The sequence below is a fragment of the Pedobacter sp. genome, assembly GCF_046462515.1.
GTDB lineage: Bacteria > Bacteroidota > Bacteroidia > Sphingobacteriales > Sphingobacteriaceae > Pedobacter.
The window spans coordinates 302,198-324,270 of sequence record NZ_JBKGVD010000002.1 but is presented as its reverse complement, the minus strand read 5'-3'; the positions used below and the strand labels follow the sequence as shown (position 1 = coordinate 324,270).

Sequence of the window (22,073 nt, the reverse complement as noted above, 5' to 3'; positions counted from 1 at the left end):
GATAAAAAATTAATACAAGCATGTATCCAGAATATTTAGTTGCACCAATGCGTGCCGAGCTAACCAACGTTGGCTTTGAAGAATTAAAAACTGTTGAAGAGGTAGACTCTGCAATTAAAAGCGAAGGTACTGTATTTGTTGTGGTAAATTCTGTTTGTGGTTGTGCGGCAGCAAATGCTCGTCCGGCAGCAAAATTAGCCGCAGCTAATACCAAACATCCTAACAAATTGGTAACTGTATTTGCCGGAATGGAAAAAGACGCGGTTGATAGAGCAAGATCCTATATGATGCCTTTTCCTCCTTCATCGCCTTCTATGGCTCTGTTTAAAGACGGCAAATTGGTTCATATGATAGAGCGTCACCAAATTGAAGGCCGTCCGGCACAAATGATTGCCGATAGCCTGATTGATGCTTTTGACCAGCACTGTTAAGAGATAAAAGAAGCAAAAAAGGAGCAAAGAATATTCTTTGCTCCTTTTTTATAGATCATGGTTTAACTTTACTCAAATGTGCCAGAAAGAACCGGATCACATCAAGATTAATTGCTGAAGTAGTCCAATGTCCTACTTTTTCATAGGTCTTAAATTTTGCATTTACACTTTCCTGTTCATAAATGCTTTGACAATTTTTATACCTGCTTTGTACCTCACCACCTAAAAGGGTATTGATCAGATCTTGCTCTTTCTTATTGTAAGCATCATCATATTTAACGGCATCATTATCATCTAATGCGCCCATATAAATGAATTGAGGAATGGTTTTATAGTTTTTCTCATTAAAACCAAAACCTGATATTCTCTTAAAATCAGCTAATCCTAAAGGGTAAGCAATTTTTTGACCTTTATAGATTTTTAAAGGGAGCATCAATTCTCCATTAAAGCCACCCATGGCAGCAGCTTTAATCAACTGCGGGTGTAAAAACAAAAAACGGTTGGTAAATGTGGCAGATGCCGAAAAGCCATTCATAAATATTTTATCTTCTACCCGAATATTCATCTGTTTTAATCTTTCTTTAGCATCGGCTATCATGGCTACGAGCTGGAGGTCGAGACGTTTCAGATCAGGTTCTTTTTCAAGCATTACATCCCGATCTAAGGCATGACTGTAAACCAGAGGTTTTGATTCTAAGCGTGGAAATACCGGCACCAATAAAGGCACTTTGATCTCTGTTGAAATATTATTACCTATAGAGCTTACCGCAGCCTGGGCTATGGCACTTTTACGATGATCTTCTATATTATCACTCAATTTACCCGTATTATTGGGCTCTACCAGAAGACAAGTCAGCTTTTCTTTGTTTAAGCCTTTGGGTACAAAAAGCATATAAGCATTATTAAATCCTTTTTTTGGATTGGCTTCAATAATAACTAAGCTGTCTTTACGAAATATATTGTTTTTCAATTGCTCCTGTGCGCTTGCGAAGAGAGGCAACAACAGCACAAGAAGTACGTTAATCTGTTTCATTTTCATGTATGCTAAGTTTATTTAAGCATTGGATTTCAAACAGATACATTTATTACAAACAATCGTGATTAATTAGAGATGAGATCAAATCTTTTGCTGTTATTCTACAGGGATAGTATGCTCAACAGCTATTTCGATTTATTAAAATCTGATTACATTTTTAAGCTGTGATAAAAGTATTTTTGAATTGTAAATAGTAAAAATAGTATGGAGCACATAGTGATTAGGCAGGCGGATATAAGTGACCTCGGATTATTACAGGAAATTGGCAGGCAAACTTTTTCTGAAACTTTTTCAGCAGAAAATTCGGAAGAAAATATGGCTAAATATTTAGAGGAAAGCTTTGCAAGCAACAAGCTAAGTACTGAACTAAACAACAAGGATTCATATTTCTATTTTGCTGTACTTGACCATAGGGTTATCGGTTATTTAAAACTCAATACCGGACAATCGCAAACCGAAGTACAAGATCATAATGCGCTTGAAATTGAACGCATTTACGTTCTACAGGATTTTCATGGTAAAAAGGTTGGGCAGCTACTTTATGATAAGGCTACAGAAATTGCGGGCCAGCTCAATGCTTCTTACATATGGCTAGGGGTATGGGAACAAAATATGAGAGCGCTTAAATTTTATGCAAAAAATGGTTTTGTTGAATTTGATAAACATATCTTTAGATTAGGCGATGAAACGCAAACAGACCTTATGATGAAAAAAGTGCTTTGACATGCTTATTATCTTAAGCATTTCATCATTTCCCTTGGTTTATCGTTTATCTAAAAAGTTTTCTATGATTGGCACAATAAAATCAGAGTTTTTATAACCCTGCTTTAACGTGGTTATTTCTCCAATGTACTCTCCATGCCCTCCTGGTACAATAACCAGTTTGCTTTGGGGTATCAATCTCGACATGGCTACAATATGCTCTGGCAAAGCCACATCTTCATTACCGTTAATAAACATTACCTGCGATTTTATAGCTTTTAATTGCTCATCTGGAAAATCCTTAAAATTGTTCATTCTCTCTGCACATTTCAAATTCATGTTCATGAGCTTGTTCCGATCAGGATTTACTTCCATGAAGGCATCTTTATAGGATTGCGGCATTTGTGCAAATGTTGCATTTTTCATGAACTCCCAAAACTGAGGAGAAGTGCCGTCACGTTTCAATAATACGGAAGCAGCAATAATCTTACCTGATCTCTCGGGATGCCTGATTGCCATTTGTATCGCCGTCATTCCACCATTGCTAAAACCAAAAATATCTGCTTTAGCAATGCCCAGATTTTTCATGAGCATTGCAACATCATCTGCATCCTGCTCAAAAGAAATTGGCGTATTTCTATCTTCGGTACGTCCGTGGGCCTGAAGCTCCACACAAATAAGCTGCCTGTGTAAAGCAAACATAGGTATTACCCGGCCAAATGTGGTCTGTATAGTAGAGCCTCCTCCATGGATCAAGACAAGCGGCTGCCCTTTTCCGTAAATCTCATAATACATTTTAATGCCGTTAACTTCAGAGTAACCCTTACGAACGCTAAGTGTATCATTTATTTTGGTTTTCATTTGACTCTGCTTAGCCTGCGATTTAACTTTGGCAGCACATAACAACGCTACCATCACAAAAACAATTACTTTTTTCATTGATTTGGTTTTAATCCAAGATTGTTCTCATATGGTTTAGCATTTGCAACCAACTTGGGTATGCTCCTGTTTTTTGCGCCAGTTCCTGCAAAACGGTCTGCCTTAACTGCAACTTCGTTTTCCCGTTTTCTTCTGCAAATGTTACTGTAACCAGTGTCTTACCTGGCCAGTTTGGGTCCATTCCTATAGTAGCAGGGTCAATAGGCTCGCCATTTTCATCGGCATTAACCAAGGTAAATACAAGTTTTGTATAGGGCGTTACCTCTTTGTATTCGCCTATGCACCAGCAATCGCCAAACTGAGGGTTAGAAATACGGGAATGGAATTGCCCGCCTGTTTTAACTTCAATTTTCTTAAAATGAATGCTGCAACCATCAGGCGCATACCACTGTATTAATTTTTCAGGATCGGTCCATGCGCTGAAAACTCTTTCAGGGCCCACATTAAAGATTTCTTCTATAAAAACCTCCTGTTTATTTACACCATTTTCCATTTCTCTATTTTTAATCTTTTATACTTTTATTTATAACTATTTTGAGCCTGTAGCTCTTCTTGTTCTACAAATTGCTTCAGGGCATTTAATCTTCCTTTCCATAATTTATGGTACTGTTCAACCCATTCATGTACCTCATTTAGCTTTTCGAGTTTAGCTTCGCATAAACGTTCTCGTCCTTGCTGTCTGATGTTGAGCAAACCGCATTCTGAAAGAATTTTAAGATGCAGAGAAATAGCCTGACGGCTTACCTCAAATTGCTCTGCAATGGTATTAACGTTAACGGGTTCTTTGGCAATCATCCCTATAATTGCCCTTCTGGTTGGATCGGCTATGGCCTGAAAAACATCTCTGCGTGCTTCCATATTATGCAAGTATTTGCTTGCAAATATATAAGCAAGTATTTACTTGCGCAATTATTTTTTAAAAATTCTGAAAAAGATTTGAGACGACTAATGGTTTTTCAATTTTACCACCTCTGTTTGGTATAAACTGATAGCTTTTTGCACCACGTTTTGAATGGTGTTTAAAGGTAAATCTTCATTAGGATCAAATAGCCATATTTTCATCCTCGAGCGCTTTTCCTGAAGTAAAAAAGGTTCTTCAAAATGCTTTCCTTCAACAATACCAATATAAGGTTGACCATATTTTTTATGCATCCATAAATAACAAAACATTTTTCCTTTATAACTGAAAAAAGGCATGCCATATTTCAGGGATGTTGAAATGTCTTGATCTTGAGCAAGTATAATGCTACGAAGAGCTAATAAACAACTTTTTATTGGTTCTTTATGTTGTTCATAATAGTTTTCCAGGGCATTCATTCAGATTGATATTATAGATCGATAAGTTTTCTTAAGGTTATTGTTCAAACTCTGTTTTAAGAATCTTATACCAATTATGTGGGGTTCCTTCAAAATCAAACTCCTCAATAAAACGTAAACCTATTTTTTTTAACACCTTGTTTGAACCTGCATTGTTAACATCCGCCAATGCGTAAACTTCGTTAATCTCTAATGTATTAAAAGCATATTTTAGCGATGCCTGTGCGGTTTCTGTGGCAATTCCCTTGCCCCAGTATTTTTTTCTAAAACGATAACCGATGTCGTAAAAATTAATATGATGATTGATCTCATCTTTAATATATTTCAATCCAGTCCACCCCATAAACTCATTGGTACGCTTATCAACAACAGCCCAACGGCCTATTCCGTTATCTATATATTGGCCTGATAAAATCAATCATATCAGCCGCCTGCGCTTTGTCTGTTAGTGGCGTGTTGCCTAAATAGGTATGCACCTCAGGATCCGAATCAAGATCATACATCCCTTCAAGATCTTCGGGTAATATCTCTCTTAGGATACATCTCTCTGTTTCTGCAAAAATTTCCATGAAGGGTATAGTTAAATTAGAAATCTTTATTGAGCAATTTCTCCAACTCGCCAAATGAAACATTCATGCGTACGCGCCCTTGTTTGGCATAGGCGATTTCGCCGGTTTCTTCAGAAACAATAACAGCTACCGCATCGCTCAATTCTGATACACCTATACCTGCCCTGTGTCTTAAGCCAAATTGCGGTGGTAGTTTATCGTTATCGGTAAGGGGCAAAATGCAGCTTGCACTCTTAATTTTGTTTTCAGAAATCACCACTGCGCCATCGTGCAGCGGACTATGTTTTTGAAATATGCTTTCTAACAATCGTTTAGAGATCTTCCCATCTATAACCTCGCAACTATTGGTAAAAAACTCTTCGTCATAGTATTTTACAAACACGATCAAAGCTCCTGTACGAGTCTTTTTCATGGTTTTACAGGCGTCGATAATTGGCTTAATCCTTAACAGGTTGTCACGCTCTATATCTTTACTCCCAAATAAGCGGCCCCACCAGGCTTTGTTCTTCTGCAAAAATGTGCTTTTACCTATATGAAGCAAAAAACGTCTTATTTCGGGCTGAAATATAATTACCAGCGCAATAATGCCCACGCTCATAAATTTGCTAATAATAGCTGTGAGCAGGTTCATGTGTAAACTGCTAACCACATAATAAGCTATGAGAATAATGAACATGCCCAGTATCAGGTTTACAGCTAATGTATTGCGCACAAGACTGTAAATGTAATATACTAGAATAGCCACCAGCACAATATCAACCGCATCGAGCCAGTTGAATTTTAAGAAATCGAAATCAAGGCCTTTCATTTGTTCTACAAGATAGGGAAAATTAGATAGTGTTTAATAGGTTAAATTAATTAATTGGGTTTAGCGACCTATTCGGTTAACTGATTAGTTGGTTAACCGTAGGACAATCTTCTAAGCATTGATACAGGCTGACGATAAGCAGATTTCAACTATTAACTAATTAGGCTTTCTTTAGTGTTGAATTTCTTAGTGAATAAATAAATATGCAGTTTAGTCATTTAAACTGTAAGAGTTGGTTAATTGCACAATAGCATGGCTGCAATTTAACAATAACCGATTAAACAGATAACTCTACCCAATAAATGCAGTTAAACTTTATTCATACTTCCAATCAGTTCCACGCATTCAACAGCTTCTTTTACATCATGTACCCTTAATATGTCCGCTCCTTTTAACAAGGCTACCGTATTCAATACTGATGTTCCGTTTAAGGCTTCTCCAGGTTTTATATTCAATAATTTACAGATCATCGATTTTCTGGATACACCTACCAATATAGGTAACTCAAGTACAGATAAAACTTCCATTTGTTTTAACAGCTCGTAATTATGCTCCAGAGTTTTAGCAAAACCAAAACCCGGATCTATGATTATGTCTTTTACTCCCAACTTTTTCAAAATTCCGACCTTTTCTAAAAAGTAGTTCAGCACTTCTTCTGTAAGGTTGTTGTAAACAGGATTTTGCTGCATATTTTGGGGTGTGCCTTTCATGTGCATCATAATATAAGGTACACCAAGCTTAGCTACAGTGGCAAACATTTGATCATCCAGATTTCCAGCTGCAATATCATTAATAATATTTGCTCCTGCATGTATGGCTTTTTCGGCAACATCAGCTCTAAAAGTATCTATAGAAATCAACGCATGGGGAAATTGCCTGTTTATTTCTTCTACTGCTGGCAATAAGCGATCTGTTTCTTCCTGCACGCTAATGTTTAATGCTCCCGGCCTTGATGAGTAGGCCCCCAAGTCTATAAAAGCAGCCCCTTCTTTGATAAAATTTTCTACTTTTAGCAGCAGTTCATCTTTTACATTGACCCTACTGCCACCATAAAACGAATCTGGTGTTAAATTGATAATTGCCATTACCTGTGGCCGACTCAGATCAACGAGCCTGCCTTTGCAGTTAAGTGTTAATTTTCGGTTTAAAAATGTATCTTTAGCCATCATTAAATAAAAAACAAAGTTAAAGTTACTCGTTAAAATTTTAGCATTTTGGCATCAAATACATCATTAGAATTCGATAAAGTTATTGCAGTGTGTAAATCACTTTTTTTAAAAAAGACCAAAGATTATGGTACTGCGTGGCGCATTTTACGTCCGTCCTCTATTACAGACCAGATATTTATCAAAGCACAGCGTATCAGAACTTTAGAAGAGAAAAAGGTTTCAAAAGTGGGCGAAGATATCGGTTCTGAATATATCGGCATTGTGAATTATTGTATTATGGCCATTTTACAGCTCGAATTAAGTGAAAACGAACCTACCGATCTGCCTGTAAATATTACGGAGCAATATTATGATGCCAAGGTTAAAGAAACCAAAGACCTGATGTTTGCTAAAAACCATGATTACGGCGAAGCATGGCGAGATATGCGCATCAGCTCATTAACCGACTTGATTTTAATGAAAATATTGCGTGTAAAACAAATAGAGGATAATGAGGGTAAAACCCTGGCTTCAGAAGGCATTAAGGCCAATTATCAGGATATGCTCAATTATTCGGTATTTGCTTTGATCAAATTAGATGTAGGCTAGATTTAAACCACATAGATACATGCAAAAAACGCTTTTTCAGATTTCAAAATGGATTACCGGTCTGCTGTTTATTTTCTCAGGACTGGTAAAGATCAATGATCCTTTGGGTTTTGGTTATAAACTGCAGGAATATTTTGAAGTTTTCCATATCAGTTTTTTGAGCAACTGGGCTACAGGTATTGCTATTCTGCTCTGTGTGCTCGAAATTATGTTAGGCACTATGCTTTTACTGGGTTTCTTCAGAAATTTTGTTGCAAAAGGTCTTTTGGCTTTGATTATCTTTTTCACCTTTTTAACCTTTGTTTCGGCTGCTTTTAAGGTGGTTACTTCATGTGGCTGCTTTGGCGATGCTATTCCGCTTACCCCTTGGCAATCGTTCATAAAAGACCTTATCCTCCTTGTACTTATCGTCATCATTTATAGAAACAGGCAACTGATCCAACCAGTAACCGCAAACACTAAAGTACAGCAAAAAGCAAGTATAGTTGTTGCTCTGTTTGCTTTACTTATAGGCCTGTACACTTATAATTTTCTGCCTTTCATAGATTTTCTACCTTATAAGAAAGGCTCCAGCATACCAGAATCTATGCGTATACCACAAGGAGCTCCTGTTGATGAATATCTCATCATGTACGAATTGAAGAACAAGCAAACAGGAGAAATCAAAAAAATGAGCGATAAGGACTATTTGGCTCAAGAAATATGGAAAGATGAAAACTGGGAAGTTATAGGTACACCCGAAAGAAAACTGATCAAAGAGGGCTACAAGGTTAAAATTAAAGATCTGCATATCAGCGATGCATCAGGTACTGATTATACCAAAGAACTCATCGAGAATCCTTATTATAACTTGGTGGTAGTTGCTTATAATTTAAGTGATGCCAACGAAAAAGCCATTGGGGATGTAAATGCCTTAGCCTTAAATGCTGCTGAACAATTTAATATCAGAACGGTTTTGCTTACTTCTTCATCAGCGCAAGATGCCGAAGCTTTCAGTAAAAAACATAAATTATTTATGGAAATCTTTTATGCCGATGCGGTACCACTTAAAAGTATGGTAAGAGCAAATCCTGGTGTATTATTACTAAAAAACGGTATTATTGTAAATAAGTGGCATTATAACAGTTTGCCATCTTTTGATCGGTTAACTCAGAAATATTTCAGTAAATAAATGATCAACTACGCATTTAAAAAGTTGCTTTATGGTCTGGCCGTTTTAGCCGGAGTAGTTTGTATTGTCTTTATTCTTTTTAACATTTTACCCGGAGATCCTGCTCGTATGACCATGGGCCAACGTGCTGATGTACAGTCATTAGATGCGGTACGTAAAGAATTTGGCTTGGATAAATCTAAGCCTGTGCAGTTTTTATTGTATGTAAATGACCTGCTGCCGCTTAGCGTGCATCCTTATAATGCAGAAAATCAGGAAAAATACCATTACATCAAACTGATTAAAATAGGTGATGATGCTTTAGTGCTCAAAAAACCCTACCTCCGCCGTTCATACCAAACTAAAAGAGATGTAACTGCTATATTGGCAGAGACCGTGCCCAATACTTTTATACTGGCATTAACAGCCATGATTTTTGCAACCATCATCGGAGTATTTTTAGGTGTTCTATCGGCTATTTATAAAGGTAGCTGGATAGATAATTTAGCTAACAGTTTTGCTATTTTAGGTATTTCTGCTCCGTCATTCTTTGCGGGGATTATTATTGCGTGGTTATTCGGTTTTGTATTATCTGATTATACCGGTCTTAACATGAGTGGTAGTTTATACAGTTATGATCCTTTTCGGGGCGAGATTATGACTTGGAAAAATTTATGGTTGCCTATGATTACTTTGGGACTTCGTCCTTTAGCTATTATTGTTCAGCTTACCCGCAGCGCCATGCTGGATGTTTTATCCCAGGATTATATCAGAACGGCCCGAGCAAAAGGCTTGGGCAGAAATGCCATTATTTATAAACATGCTTTAAAGAATGCTTTAAACCCGGTTATTACAGCTATTTCTGGCTGGTTCGCCTCGCTTTTGGCAGGTTCTTTCTTTGTAGAGTACATTTTTGGCTATAATGGCTTGGGGCGCACCACGGTAAATGCATTAGAAATGTCTGATTTTCCGGTAGTAATGGGCTCTATCCTGTTTATTGCTTTTGTGTTTGTAATTGTAAATATACTGGTAGATATTTTATATGCATGGGTAGATCCCCGTATAAAGTTAACCTAATTCTCAAACGATATGTTAGATGAATTTATTAAATACACCTATCTGGCCGATCAGATGATGATCAAAGCTTTGGCTGAAACCAATTTTTCTATAGAAAAAGCTAATCGCTTGTTTAGTCATGTACTTACATCGCAGCATATCTGGGCAAAACGCATCCTGCTTCAAACGCCTACCTTAGGCGTATGGGAGATGCTTGAGCCTACAGGTTTTGCCGGGCACAGCGAAGAGAATTTTAAGATGCTGAATGAAATCACAGCAAACATTCCTTTAGATAAGGTTATTGATTATAGCAATTCATCGGGCCAAAGTTTCGGCAATAAGGTTAATGATATTTTACTGCATGTATGCAATCATTGCACTTACCACAGAGCCCAGATTGCCAGTATGCTCAAAGAAAATCAGGTACAACCGCCTGCAACCGATTACATTTTTTTTAAGCGCCAGAATCTGTTATGAAAATCTTTTTAGTAGGCTTTATGGGCTGTGGTAAAAGTACCAAAGCCAAGCAATTGGCCAATCTTTTAAATTGCGAACTCATAGATTTAGATGCCGTAATTGTTGCTGAGCAAAAAATGAGTATAGCCGACTATTTTTCTGCTTACGGCGAAGCTGCTTTTAGACAGTTAGAAAACCAAACACTAAAATCTTATGCTTATCCCAAAACCTGTGTTGTTGCTACTGGAGGCGGATTACCCTGTTACTTTGATAACATGGATTGGATGAATGCTAACGGCATAACAGTTTTCTTGGAGATGACACCTCCACAATTGGTTTCCAGATTACACAATCGTGAGAAACGACCACTTTTAAAGGGGATGGATGATGAACAGTTGCTTGCTTTTATCATTAAGAAACTGGAGGAAAGAAATCCTTTTTACCATCAAGCAAAGCTCACTGTAGATGCTTTTGATTTAAAAACAGAAGATTTGCTTAAAAAAATAAAAGCGATTTAAAATCAGTATTGATCTAATCTGGAAATCCCGTTAAACCCTATTATTGAATCAGGCAGATTTTTTATTTCTATGGTTGAGTTTTGAGCAGGAATAAAAGTCTGGTAAGTAAATTTATTAGCTTGCTTTTGGGGTACTTTGATAATGGTATAAGCTCTTTTTGCTGGTTCGGGATTATTAATAAAAGGCCTTGGGCCATCACCTATGCAACCTGCATTTAAAAGGCGCAGTGTTTTTCTTCTTGAAGGATAGTAAGCATGCTGATGACCACTGATATACAAATCTACGTTATGCTGTTCAAACATTTCTTCGAGCATGCCTGTTGAAGCTAAAACTTCGCCTGCTTTATTTTTACTGCTTACAATGGCATAAAGTGGCAAATGGCCTAATACAATACGCAGTTTTGCTGTTTTGGCAGCTTTACTATTAAGTTGTTCCTGCATCCAGTTCAAAACTTCGGGCTTAATCTGCGCTCCCGAAGCATCCCAACTGATAAAAAACACCCTGTTATTGGCGTAGCTGAAATAGAAAGGATAATTTTCATCACTTATAAAATCTAAGCCCAAACTATCTTTTTTGCTCAGCCAGTAACGACTTGCTACTTCTCGATCTTTGGTAAAGTTTGGTGATGCATCGTGGTTTCCTACCGTAAAAGCAAAAGGAACTTTCATGGCTTTGATTTTAGCAAATACATTGGTATCAAAGCTTTTCCACATGGCCTGTAAGTTTGCTTCTGTTAAAGTAGCTTTTTGTCCGGCAACCATATCTCCTCCGCAGAGAATCATATCGGGTTTTAGGGTTTTCAGTTCTTTTAAAGCTGTATATACGTCATCGTGATAAGAGGTTGAACCATAACCTGAATTAAGATCGCTGATTACAGCTATGTTAAAATCTTTTTTAGATAAGACAGGTAATGTTTTGCCTTCACGGATAAAAGAAAGAAGAATTACCGAACCTGTAAGCAATAGCAGAAATAAAATCTTTGATTTCATGTAATGTAAGTTTAGGCTAAGATACTTTTTTATTAAAGACTGCACTAAAAAATGTGCATCATGAATACTAAATATAGATCCTGAAACAAGTTCAGGATGACATTCAAATAGGAAAGCACTACATCGCTTATAATCGTCATGCTGAATTTAGTTAGTATCTAAAAAAAAGAACAATAGGCCATGAAACGAGTTCAGGGTGACGTGATAAATAAAAAACCGGCACAAGGCCGGTTTTAATCATATGGATATTATTAATGCGCATCTACAGGCACATTGGTATTCTTTTTAAATTTTTGCAAATACAACAAGGGTATAGAACATAGCATAATTAAACCTGCCACCCAATAAGCATCGCTATAAGTAAGTAACAATGTTTGTTTAATCACACTTCCTTCTATGGCTTTCATGGCCATTAATTTTGCATCTAAATAAGAAGCTCCTTTAGCCATAAAACCATGCATGTAAGCGTTTAAACGCTCGGTAAACGCAGGATTGTATTCATTGATATTGGTAATGAGATTATTACGGTGTACCCCCTGACGTACGTGAATTAAAGTAGTTAGGGCAGCTATACCAAAAGAACCTCCTAACTGACGGCTCATGTTGTTCAATCCTGAACCCTGTCCTATTTCCGGTCCTTTTAAATCCTGTATAGCCAATGTAGTTAAAGGTACAAACAGCAAGGACATACCAAAACCACGTATAACCAGCGGCCAGAAAAATTGATCGGGGCCTGATGAAAGTGTTGATTTGCTCAGCATGTTACAGAAAATGAAAAACATCAACATTCCTCCAGTCGCCATAAACTGTGCAGGCACACCTTTTTTAAGCATAATACCTATAAAAGGCATCATAGCAATGGTACATAAACCACCAGCAATGAACAGCTCACCCGTTTGCAGTGGCGTAAAACCCAACAGATTCTGACAGAATATAGGGAACACGAAAACTGAACCATACAAACCAAAGCCCAGTACAAACGAAGTAAACATACCTATAGAGAAACTGCGGTGACGCATGATTTTAAAATTCACAATAGGGTGGTCTGTGCTAAGTTCCCGCCATATAAAGAGTAATGTTCCCAATACAGATGCTACCGCTAGAACCACAATATAACCTGTAGCAAACCAGTCTTCACTTTCACCTTTCTCTAACAAGGTTTGCAAGCTACCTACGGCAACTGCCAATAGACCAATTCCCCACCAGTCAATGGGGCGCCCTTTACCATCTTTTGGTGTTTCCCTGACGAACATATATGTACAATATGCTGCGAGAATACCCACTGGAATATTTACATAGAAAATCCATGGCCAGTTGGCAATCTCTAAAATATAACCACCTATTGTTGGGCCCACAGTAGGACCAACCACGGCTCCCAAACCAAATAATGCCGTAGCAATTCCCACATCTTCACGTGGCCAGGTTTCTATCAGAATAGCTTGCGCGGTAGAGATTAATCCCCCGCCTGCAATACCCTGCAAAATACGAAAACCTACCAGTTCCCATAATGATGTGGCATTACCACATAAAAATGAGGCGATGGTAAAAACAATAATTGATGTTAAAAAGTAGTTTTTACGGCCAAACCTGCTTCCTAACCAACCCGACATGGGCAATATAATAACGTTGGCTACTGCGTAGCCGGTAGATAACCAGGCCACATCTTCTAAAGTGGCACCAAGATTACCTTGTATCTGTGGTAATGCAACATTTACAATGGTAGTATCAATCAGCTCAAGCAATGATGCTGTGATTACCGTAAAAGTAATTACCCATTTTTTTAAACCTACTTCGGCCATTTTATATTTTTTAAATAGATACAGATACTTTTACGCTCATACCCGGACGTAATTTCTCTAATAATGCTTTATCTTTGCTCGATATTCTGATCTTAACCGGTACACGTTGTACTACTTTAACAAAGTTACCTGTAGCATTATCAGGAGGCAATAAAGCTCCTTTGGCCCCGGTAATAGGTGCAAAATTATACACCTCCCCTTCAACGCTCTCGTTAGGAAAAGCATCTACATCTATTTTTACTTTCTGACCTGTTTTTATTTTCTCAAGTTGAGTTTCTTTAAAATTGGCCGTTACATAAATACTGTTCTCATTAACAATAGAAAACAACGACTGACCAGCTTGCACCAATTGACCTTTCTGTACATTTTTCTTAGAAACAATACCTGTTGCAGGTGCTTTAATTTCTGTATAAGACAGTTGTAATTTGGCAAAATCAACATCAGCCTGACGTTGTGTTACACCTGAAGTACTTACGCCTAATTGCGATTGGGTAGTACCTACCTGTTTTACCGCAGCTTGGTACTGATCTAAAGCAGCCTGATAAGCCGCTTCAGCAGTTTCTTTTTGTGCTTTGGCCTGATCAAACGCCTGTTTGGTTATAGAGCCATCTTTGATTAGATTGGCATAACGGTCATAATCTTTTTGTGCAAGTTCTAATTTCACTTTAGCCGCCTCTATATTGGCTTTGGCTGTACTAGTGTTGGCAGAAGTTGCTACAATTTGTGCCTGTGATACACCTACACCTGCATGTGCGGCTACCTGCCCGGCCTGAGCCTGTTCTAACTTGATTTTGTAATCTGCATCATCTAAAGTTACCAGAACATCGCCTTCGTTAACTTTCGTATTCTCTTCGAAATTAATTCCTTTTACATAGCCACTCACACGGGCTATTACAGGACTGATATCCCCATCGATCTGGGCATCGTCTGTATCAACATGCTTGCTGTAATAGCTGTATTCTGTGAAACCAAATATGGCTCCTATAAGAAGAAGTACACCAAGTATAATCGGAATAAGTTTATTTTTCTTTTTTGCTGGCTTTGTCATATAGCGTATTGTTATTTTTAGTTTGAAATTTTTCCTGTTGATTTTAATAGAGTATAATAAGCTAACCTTGCATCGGCTTTGGCCAGTTCAAGATTAATTTTAGCCTGGTATAAAAGCGTTTCTGCATCAATTCTGTCTGTTGCAGATGCAATATTGTTCTTATATTTCGATTCTAATAACCTGTCGTTTTCTACAGCTTGCTCTACCGCTGTTTGCAATACATTGATTTTTTGCATAGCCAGCTTATAATTCTGGTAGTTCTTGTTAATCTCTGTTTTGATCTGATCGTTTAGAATATCTTTCTGAGTGGCTATTTCCTGTTGTTGAATTTTAGCTTCGGCTACTTTATTTTTATTGCTCCACAAGCTACCGATGTTCCATGACAGGTTTGCCCCTAAAGTTACCGGCACAATAAACTGCTGACTTGGCGGAATAAATGAACCGCTTGGATTAATATAATATAGGTTCGCTCCTACGCCTAATGTAGGCCGGGTATTAGCTTTTATAGTTCTGATATTAAAATCAGCTACTTTTTGGTGCAAGTCTGCCTGTTGTAATTCCTGTCTGTTACCGGTTGCCAAATTTAGATAAGTACTTAGCGGCTCAATTGTATTTAAAGGAAGATCGGCATCTGCGATTTTAATTTGTGTATCTTCTGGTAAGCCTAATAAAACATCCAAATTATAGTTAATGATCTTTCTGTTGTTGTCAATTTCTAAATCGGTTAAAGACACGTTTGCCTGTTGTAACTGAAATCTTAGCACATCGTTTTTGGTAACCAGCCCTTGTTCAAAAAAACGTTGGGCTTGTTTTAGCTGACTGGCAACAGCCGCTAAATTTTGCTCTACCACACTTTTGCTCTGGTTAAGTTTATATAAAGAGATATAAGCATTTATAACTGCATAAGTTACTTCTTCTTTATTTTTTGAAGCATCCAGTTGTGCAATCTCTTTAAGCAATTTGGTGGATTCTTGTGCATATTTTAATTTACCACCTCCATACACCAGTTCCTGAACAGATGCAGTTCCTACAAACGCATCAGCGCGGTTAGGCAGATGTATAGGATTACCTCCTCCTATTTTTAAGGTATTGGTTGGTATTTCAGCATGATTATACATAAATCCAACAGAAGCCTCTGGCAGTACATTGTCTTTTGTTACCGCAATTTTTGCAACCGCCTCGTCTATTTTTTGTTGAGACAGTTTCAGATTTTTGCTATTGGTAATCCCTAAATCAATGGCTTCCTGAAGGCTCAAATTCTTTACCTGTTGTGCATAACCCAGTACAGGAAAGAGTATGGCTACTAAAAAGCTTTTCGTTTTAAATTGTATCATTTTTTGGTTTTATTAAATAGGTAAGCATCAAATCTTTAAGATGCGTAATTACTCTCTTCTTTATTTCTTCACGGTGATGTTTTTTGCTCAGATCTATATCACTATCAGGTGCAAGCTTACTCGGTGAACTGGTTACCATTGAAATGGTCCCCATAATGGTAATGATTGTCATTCTGATATCTACCTGCCTGAAAACACCCTCATTAATTCCCTGCTCTATAATGCGTTCTATCACTAACAAATTTTGACGCATAGCTTCTTTAATTTTTTCAAATATTTCGGGTCTTAATGAAGAGAATGATAATTCTCTGTGCATCATTCTGTGAAAACTGTAACTGCCCACAATTCTGTCGGCATACTGTTCTATCACTTTCATCAGTTTATCCAATACTGGTACCTGATCATCATGAATAAGGTTAAGCTGGGTTTTAAAACTGGATACCCGTTCTTCCATGATCTCTACAAAAACTCCCATTTTGCCACCAAAATAATAGTTAATCATAGCCATATTGGCTCCTGATTCTTTAGCAATCTGACGGGTTGATGTGGCTTCGTATCCAAACTCCGCAAAAAGCTGCTCGGCAGCTTTTAAAATATCGGTTCGTTTATCTGCTTTTTCCATCTCTTTTTTTGCGGGCACAAATTTAATCAATCGATTGATTAAATTGCAATACAAATGTGTACGGTTTTACAATTGAATGATATTTTAGTTTTCATGATTATAAAAAAGGTCACCTTAATACAAAGCGACCTTTTTTATATGAATTTTTGATGAATTTTAGTTTAAGCTTTTGAGATAAGCATCTTTTTGCTTTTCTATACCAAGTACAGCAGCTTTAATAGCCGATCCAACTCTGGTGGTTTGTGGTTTAACTGCCATAGTATTGATCGTAGCCAGTGCATCAGTATACCACTTGCCCCATACCTCAATAATATGCTTTTCATCAGATGCTATCTTACCATCCGCAATAGCTTTTTTACTTAAATCAAACTCAGTTTTTAAACGCACCAAAGCGTCGTTTTTCACTTGCGATACTGTTGCTAAGGCTGTGTTCTCATCAGCTGTAACTAAAGTATAAGCAGCTGTTAAAGCACTTACACCCACATTTTTTAAAGTAGCTGGCGAAACTTTGTCAATTCTGTCGTTATCGGTATGATAAAATACATCAGTAAAATGCCACATCAATAATCCCGGTATTTTATTTTGTAAAAATGGTGTGTGGTCGCTTCCGCCTTCAAACGGATTGAAATTTACTACCCAGTTAGCATGTTTTCCTTGTGCCTTGCAGATGTCAAAAATAAAATCGTTGTAATAATGCGGAAACAGATCTTTTTCTTTTACATCACCTGCCCCCCATTCACTGTGCTTATCATTACCGCGGGTCCATATAGCAGATGGATCTGGCATTTTCTCAATTAAAAAGGTTCCTCCTGTTTTCTGGGTGTCTTCGCCTACCATGTCCAAGCTCATTCCCCACTTTATACCTTTGGCCCGCAGGCTGTCTTCAACAATATATCTTCTGGTAGATACAATCTCATCACCCCATAAAAATGTTAAAGTACGTTGAGGTTTAAATTTTCCTGTTTTAATTAAGTTAGCGGTTAAACGAGCCATTTCAGCAAGTGTTCCTACCCCAGAAGCATTGTCATTTGCTCCCGGCTCCTGAACATGGGCACTAAATACAAAACGCTCTTGAGGCAAAACACTACCTTTGGCATTGGCTACAATGGTAAGTTCATCAGCCTGATATATTTTAGTTTTGATATCTACCTTTAATGAAACCGTTCCTTTAAGACAAGCTGCTTTCAGTTTTTCTTTTACTCCATACGACAGCAAAAGCGCCCATATCGGCGAATTTGGCGCTATACTACCAAACTGGATAGAAGTTTGGTGTTTTTCTGGTTGTGTATAGGCTGGCATGCTATAACCCATTACCCCAAGGGCACCTGCTTTTGCTGCCATGTTTGCCAAGCGTGGGGCAGAAACATCCCCAAATACAATCTTACCTTTCAGATCTTTATCTTTCAGATCGTCTGGAGTACCTTTGCCTACAAATACCACTTCGGCAGTTACCCCTCCTTCTGGTGTAGAAGGACAATTGATAGGAATCATGTTACGATTTGTTTTGAAAGCAATTAGCGGTACACTTTCACCCACTATGGTTACACTTGCATCAACAGGCTCCCAAGTATTGCGTTTCATAGGGCGTTTTTCTATACGGTAAGTTAAAGGGGCTTCAAATTCATTGTTCTTTTCTTCAACAAAGCCAGCTTTCTTTAAAATATCTTCTACGTAGCGAATACTGGCATTAAAACCCGTATTACCCGGTACCCGAAAATATTTCTCTACAAATGATGTGGTTTGAAAAGCATTTTTCTCATTAAATCCTTCTCGGGTAAGTTTAAAATAATTATCTACCTGACTTTGCGCAAATAATGTAACAGGCAAAGCAGTTAACAGCATTAAAAATATTTTTTTCATCAATATAATTTTGGTTATAAGCTTATGTGAGCAGTAAACTAATTGTTCGTTCCTTTAAACAGTATAGCTAATTTAGAAGTTAATATGGTTAATTTGTTTTTTACACTTAATTTTTACGTTAATTAATTTAGTTTTCCTTCTGCTCTTTCTTTACGTAGAAGCGCAGCAATATCAACTTTAGGACCGCTTAAAAGGATAATCTGTGCGCCTTTTTCTCTGGCTAAAGGCGTTTTTAACCTTGTTAGAACATCCACATTTTGAAACAGACTACGATCTCTTGTAAAATCAACATTATTTATGGTTTTGATCCTGATTACAGTTTCAATTTTTTGATCCAGGTTAAGCCATTTATCATAATCAGTATTAAAGGCATTGGCTACCAAGCCCTTTTGCTGGGTATAATAATTGATGGCTCCTGCTTGCCCGTAATTATCGCAGAGAATAAAGATGCGCTTCTTATTCGGTATCTGGCTGTACACCGAATCAACTTTATGCGTTAATTCTTTCCACCCTAACATATCCGCGAAATCTTGTGAAATAGGATGTTTTTTACCGTCTTCCCAAGTATGTTCACTAAAGGGTTCCTTTTGCTGTGCTCGTTCTACATATTGGGCTGGTGTAAAGATTGGCAATGAGGTCTTAATCAGTGCATAGCCAAAAAACAATAGGGGTACAAAAAGTGCATATCTCAGGTAATATTTCCACCCTGAACTTAATATGTGGCTAAGGTAAACAGATCCAAAAGCAAAAAATATGGGGTATAGACCTATGGCATAATACGGTTTGGCTTTTAATGTTAAGAATACGGCAATCGTTAGGGCAAAAGCAATAAATAAAAATCTAAATGGCTTAAACGCTCCATATTTAAAGAATGAAATAAAAGCTGCGATAAGGATGAATATAGAACCTATAAAGTAAAAGAACTGTTCTTTTACAAAAGAACTGCGTTGAATATGGACCAACTGTGTATCTGCCAGTTCTTTCATATGTCTAACTACAGGAAAATCATTTTGGTACTGCCATAATAAATTGGGGCTGATCAACACCAAAGCAAGTACTATAGCAAAATACAAATGTTTATTAAAAAATACCTTACGGTGCTTGCTCAATAAGATTGCAGGTAGCAATCCTGCCAAACAAAAAACAATATTGTATTTATTTAGAAATCCTACAGCAAAACAAAACGCTAAAAAATACAGCCATTTATTCCTTTCGGTCTGAACATATCTGATTACACAAAAATAAATCAACGTCCATGCAAGTATATCAAAGGCATTGGGCTGATATAAGATGTTAATCCTCAATAAAACCGAGAGTAGCAATGCTGTACCTGCTAATACATAAGCATAAATGCCTCCTCTGAGGTTTTCAATTGTTTTCCAGACCACCAAAATAGTCAACGCACCAAAGAGTGCCGGGAAAAACCGAATCCAGAAAAAACCATTGCCTAATTGCAGAATAATCCACGATACCCAGGAAATAAATGGCGGAACAGAGTGAAAACCCCAGGCCAGATGCTTAGCCTGATCTAAATGTAAAAACTCATCGCGATGTAATTCATATACCGGATTAACCACCAAAAATTGCAGAACAATTTTTATCAGCAGAAATATAAATAACAACCAATAGGTTTTCCTCATCTTTAGTTAGGCATAGTTTCTTTTAAGGCCATCTGCTCTATTTATTGTTACATCAGATACCTATTTCTTTCCTGCCCTTCTGTTCAATTCATCAACGGGCATAGTCAGCATACGTCCTACAGGTTCTTTTCCTCGGTACGTAATCACTTTTAAAAGACTTGCATCAATCGGTACAACTAAAGGTTCTTTATATTTAGGATAAAAACGGTCTGGTTCTGAATTGTCAAAACTATAATAGATATCCAATCCTTCTATTTCTGTGCTCAAAGTAACCAGCAGGTTCTTATCCCCAGATCTTCTAACGTTAAAAATAGGGTCGTAAACAGCTTTAGAATATTTGGTATCAGCTTCGTCCAAACGCTTAAAGTGTAGCTCTGTACGAGCGATAAAATTATTCCAGTTTTTCTTTTCTTTTGGCGACCATACTGATTCTGCGATAGCAAAAGCCCGTGGCCAAACCATGTACTCTACCTGTCTCATGGTATAGATTTGTTCAGTCCACAAATTACCTTGCCCACCTAAAATATATTTAGGATCTACTCCTTCGGGTACGGGTTCAAATTCATATGTTTTATTTAAGCGTAATGATGCATATACCTTAGGTTCTGATATGGCATCACCCTGCATATAATCTAAATACACAAATTCTGCCGGCGACATTACCACTTCATGTTTGGTTTCTGCGGCTTGTTTACCATATTTGGTGCTACGCCAGTTCATGATCGCTGTACTTTGTTCTATTTTGCCTTCCAGTACTTCATCCCAGGCCATCATTTTCTTACCGTATTTGTTCACGATTTTTTCCAGACGACGCTCAAAATACCCTTGCACCTCAGGCATGGTTTTCAATCCTTCTCGTTTCATTAGGTCGGTTATTGCAGGATTTTTTTCCCAGAAATTATGTGGTGCTTCATCGCCGCCCATATGGAGATATGGGAATGGGAATAATTGTGCCAGTTGTGCAACAACGGTATCTAAGAAAACATAAACTTTTTCGTTTGCCGGGCATAGCGTGTTATCTACCAATGCAAGAGGTGGGGCACCACGGCTCCAGTCCATAATACGTTCGCCGCTGCGTACTTTATAGTTAACTGCATCCGGTGTACATGAAAGCTCAGGATAAGATGCAATTGCTGCTAAACTATGGCCTGGTACATCTACTTCGGGCATAATGTCAACAAATCGCTCTTTGGCATAGGCAATTAGTTCTTTGATATCTTCCTGTGTATAAAAACCTCCGTAATCACGTGGTTCATCTGGTTTAGGCGGAATAAAAGCGCCGAACGAGCCAGTTCTTTTTACATTCCATGCGCCCACTTCGGTTAATTTAGGATATCCTTTTATCTCAATACGCCAGCCTTCATCATCTGTAAGGTGTAAATGAAGCAAATTGTATTTATAACGCACCATGTTATCAATAAACTGTTTCACTTCATCTTTTGTAAAGAAATGACGTACCACATCAAACATCATCCCTCTCCATTTTAAACGTGGATAGTCTGTAATGTCTGCGCAAGGTATTTTCCAGCTGATATCTTTAATGGTCTCTTTACTTTCTATTTCTTTGGGCAACAATTGCAACAAGCTTTGTACACCATAAAAAATACCCGCAGGTTGATTGGCTGTAATAATGATCTGATGAGGCATAACTGATAAACGGTAACCTTCACTGCCAATCAGGGCATCTGTTTTCTCTGTAAGTAAAAGTTTAATGGTTGTGCCACTATGAGCAGATGTAGTTGTGGTACCTACATAATACCCTGTTGCTGTCGCAATACGCTCCTGTAAAAATGCGGTACTTTGTTTAACTTCTAACGGTTTGTTGGTATAAATCAGTACATTTTCGGGCAGTATAAAATGCCCCGCTTTTTTATCTATGGATACCGGCTCAGGTATAATAGCAATTTCTGTATTGATATGGGTAGTGGCCGTATTAGCTGTTTCACGTTCTCCGTCTTTTGTTTGTGCAAAAGCAGATAGGGTAAGCGTTAAAAATACGAAAGGCAGAATAAATTTCATTTCAGGATTCCTTATGCGTGTAC

Annotated in this window: 24 protein-coding genes; 7 read left to right on the top strand and 17 right to left on the bottom strand. The window is 37.6% G+C overall.

What is annotated here, in order from left to right; translation table 11 throughout:
- Positions 1-20: 20 nt before the first annotated feature.
- On the top strand, positions 21-431 hold the full coding sequence (locus ACLHG9_RS02370; protein WP_243357493.1) for a BrxA/BrxB family bacilliredoxin: 411 nt from the start codon (positions 21-23) through the stop codon (positions 429-431).
- Between the two features lie 55 nt (positions 432-486).
- Here the strand turns inward: ACLHG9_RS02370 and ACLHG9_RS02365 are convergent, their stop codons facing one another.
- A complete protein-coding gene (locus ACLHG9_RS02365) occupies positions 487-1,464 on the bottom strand; it encodes a hypothetical protein (protein ID WP_410219915.1) in 978 nt (325 codons plus the stop codon).
- Positions 1,465-1,671: 207 nt separating this feature from the next.
- Here ACLHG9_RS02365 and ACLHG9_RS02360 point away from each other — a divergent pair, with 207 nt between their 5' ends.
- Entirely contained in the window at positions 1,672-2,190 is a 519-nt protein-coding gene (locus ACLHG9_RS02360; protein ID WP_410219914.1) for an N-acetyltransferase family protein, read from the top strand.
- 39 nt (positions 2,191-2,229) lie between these two features.
- Here the strand turns inward: ACLHG9_RS02360 and ACLHG9_RS02355 are convergent, their stop codons facing one another.
- The 8 genes from ACLHG9_RS02355 to folP all read right to left on the bottom strand — a co-directional run bounded on the left by ACLHG9_RS02355 (position 2,230) and on the right by folP (position 6,968).
- Positions 2,230-3,108, bottom strand: a complete 879-nt coding sequence (locus tag ACLHG9_RS02355; protein WP_410219913.1) for an alpha/beta fold hydrolase — start codon at positions 3,106-3,108, stop codon at positions 2,230-2,232.
- 10 nt (positions 3,109-3,118) lie between these two features.
- Positions 3,119-3,601, bottom strand: coding sequence for an SRPBCC domain-containing protein (locus ACLHG9_RS02350; protein WP_410219912.1), 483 nt, complete (start codon positions 3,599-3,601; stop codon positions 3,119-3,121).
- A gap of 26 nt (positions 3,602-3,627) precedes the next feature.
- On the bottom strand, positions 3,628-3,966 hold the full coding sequence (locus ACLHG9_RS02345) for an ArsR/SmtB family transcription factor (protein ID WP_410219911.1): 339 nt from the start codon (positions 3,964-3,966) through the stop codon (positions 3,628-3,630).
- An 87-nt stretch (positions 3,967-4,053) separates the two neighbouring features.
- A complete protein-coding gene (locus ACLHG9_RS02340; RefSeq protein WP_410219910.1) occupies positions 4,054-4,425 on the bottom strand; it encodes a DUF1801 domain-containing protein in 372 nt (123 codons plus the stop codon).
- A 37-nt stretch (positions 4,426-4,462) separates the two neighbouring features.
- Positions 4,463-4,843 (bottom strand): GNAT family N-acetyltransferase, encoded by a 381-nt coding sequence (locus tag ACLHG9_RS02335; protein ID WP_410219909.1) that lies wholly within the window; start codon positions 4,841-4,843, stop codon positions 4,463-4,465.
- Positions 4,815-4,994, bottom strand: a complete 180-nt coding sequence (locus ACLHG9_RS02330) for a GNAT family N-acetyltransferase (RefSeq protein ID WP_410219908.1) — start codon at positions 4,992-4,994, stop codon at positions 4,815-4,817. The genes ACLHG9_RS02335 and ACLHG9_RS02330 overlap by 29 nt, the downstream gene beginning before the upstream one ends.
- Positions 4,995-5,010: 16 nt before the next feature.
- Entirely contained in the window at positions 5,011-5,802 is a 792-nt protein-coding gene (cdaA, locus tag ACLHG9_RS02325) for a diadenylate cyclase CdaA (protein WP_410219907.1), read from the bottom strand.
- A gap of 308 nt (positions 5,803-6,110) precedes the next feature.
- Positions 6,111-6,968, bottom strand: a complete 858-nt coding sequence (folP, locus tag ACLHG9_RS02320; protein ID WP_410219981.1) for a dihydropteroate synthase — start codon at positions 6,966-6,968, stop codon at positions 6,111-6,113.
- Positions 6,969-7,016: 48 nt separating this feature from the next.
- On the opposite strand from folP, the gene ACLHG9_RS02315 reads away from it, so the two are divergent.
- The 5 genes from ACLHG9_RS02315 to ACLHG9_RS02295 are packed head-to-tail and all read left to right on the top strand — an operon-like array spanning position 7,017 to position 10,739.
- On the top strand, positions 7,017-7,559 hold the full coding sequence (locus ACLHG9_RS02315; protein ID WP_410219906.1) for a DUF1599 domain-containing protein: 543 nt from the start codon (positions 7,017-7,019) through the stop codon (positions 7,557-7,559).
- A 19-nt stretch (positions 7,560-7,578) separates the two neighbouring features.
- Complete coding sequence (locus tag ACLHG9_RS02310) at positions 7,579-8,730, top strand: BT_3928 family protein (RefSeq protein ID WP_410219905.1); 1,152 nt, start codon at positions 7,579-7,581, stop codon at positions 8,728-8,730.
- Positions 8,731-9,786, top strand: coding sequence for an ABC transporter permease (locus ACLHG9_RS02305; protein WP_410219904.1), 1,056 nt, complete (start codon positions 8,731-8,733; stop codon positions 9,784-9,786).
- Positions 9,787-9,798: 12 nt separating this feature from the next.
- A complete protein-coding gene (locus tag ACLHG9_RS02300) occupies positions 9,799-10,242 on the top strand; it encodes a DinB family protein (protein WP_410219903.1) in 444 nt (147 codons plus the stop codon).
- Positions 10,239-10,739 carry a shikimate kinase gene (locus tag ACLHG9_RS02295; RefSeq protein WP_410219902.1) on the top strand — a complete coding sequence of 167 codons (501 nt, stop codon included), beginning with the start codon at positions 10,239-10,241 and terminating at the stop codon, positions 10,737-10,739. Before ACLHG9_RS02300 ends, ACLHG9_RS02295 begins: the two co-directional genes overlap by 4 nt.
- Before the next feature lie 2 nt (positions 10,740-10,741).
- On the opposite strand, the gene ACLHG9_RS02290 is transcribed toward ACLHG9_RS02295, so the two are convergent.
- The 8 genes from ACLHG9_RS02290 to ACLHG9_RS02255 all read right to left on the bottom strand — a co-directional run bounded on the left by ACLHG9_RS02290 (position 10,742) and on the right by ACLHG9_RS02255 (position 22,050).
- Positions 10,742-11,728, bottom strand: coding sequence for a metallophosphoesterase family protein (locus tag ACLHG9_RS02290; RefSeq protein WP_410219901.1), 987 nt, complete (start codon positions 11,726-11,728; stop codon positions 10,742-10,744).
- 251 nt (positions 11,729-11,979) lie between these two features.
- Positions 11,980-13,527, bottom strand: coding sequence for a DHA2 family efflux MFS transporter permease subunit (locus tag ACLHG9_RS02285; protein ID WP_410219900.1), 1,548 nt, complete (start codon positions 13,525-13,527; stop codon positions 11,980-11,982).
- A 10-nt stretch (positions 13,528-13,537) separates the two neighbouring features.
- Positions 13,538-14,575 carry an HlyD family secretion protein gene (locus ACLHG9_RS02280; protein ID WP_410219899.1) on the bottom strand — a complete coding sequence of 346 codons (1,038 nt, stop codon included), beginning with the start codon at positions 14,573-14,575 and terminating at the stop codon, positions 13,538-13,540.
- Positions 14,576-14,592: 17 nt separating this feature from the next.
- Positions 14,593-15,909 carry a TolC family protein gene (locus tag ACLHG9_RS02275; RefSeq protein ID WP_410219898.1) on the bottom strand — a complete coding sequence of 439 codons (1,317 nt, stop codon included), beginning with the start codon at positions 15,907-15,909 and terminating at the stop codon, positions 14,593-14,595.
- Positions 15,896-16,531: a TetR/AcrR family transcriptional regulator gene (locus ACLHG9_RS02270; protein WP_410219897.1), complete on the bottom strand. Its 636-nt coding sequence runs from the start codon at positions 16,529-16,531 to the stop codon at positions 15,896-15,898. The genes ACLHG9_RS02275 and ACLHG9_RS02270 overlap by 14 nt, the downstream gene beginning before the upstream one ends.
- Positions 16,532-16,687: 156 nt before the next feature.
- The gene (locus ACLHG9_RS02265; protein ID WP_410219896.1) at positions 16,688-18,391 is read right to left on the bottom strand and encodes a M28 family peptidase; all 1,704 of its coding nucleotides are present in this window, start codon (positions 18,389-18,391) and stop codon (positions 16,688-16,690) included.
- Positions 18,392-18,513: 122 nt separating this feature from the next.
- Positions 18,514-20,031, bottom strand: a complete 1,518-nt coding sequence (locus ACLHG9_RS02260) for a glycosyltransferase family 39 protein (RefSeq protein ID WP_410219895.1) — start codon at positions 20,029-20,031, stop codon at positions 18,514-18,516.
- 60 nt (positions 20,032-20,091) lie between these two features.
- Positions 20,092-22,050: a beta-N-acetylhexosaminidase gene (locus ACLHG9_RS02255; protein ID WP_410219894.1), complete on the bottom strand. Its 1,959-nt coding sequence runs from the start codon at positions 22,048-22,050 to the stop codon at positions 20,092-20,094.
- Positions 22,051-22,073: the final 23 nt, after the last annotated feature.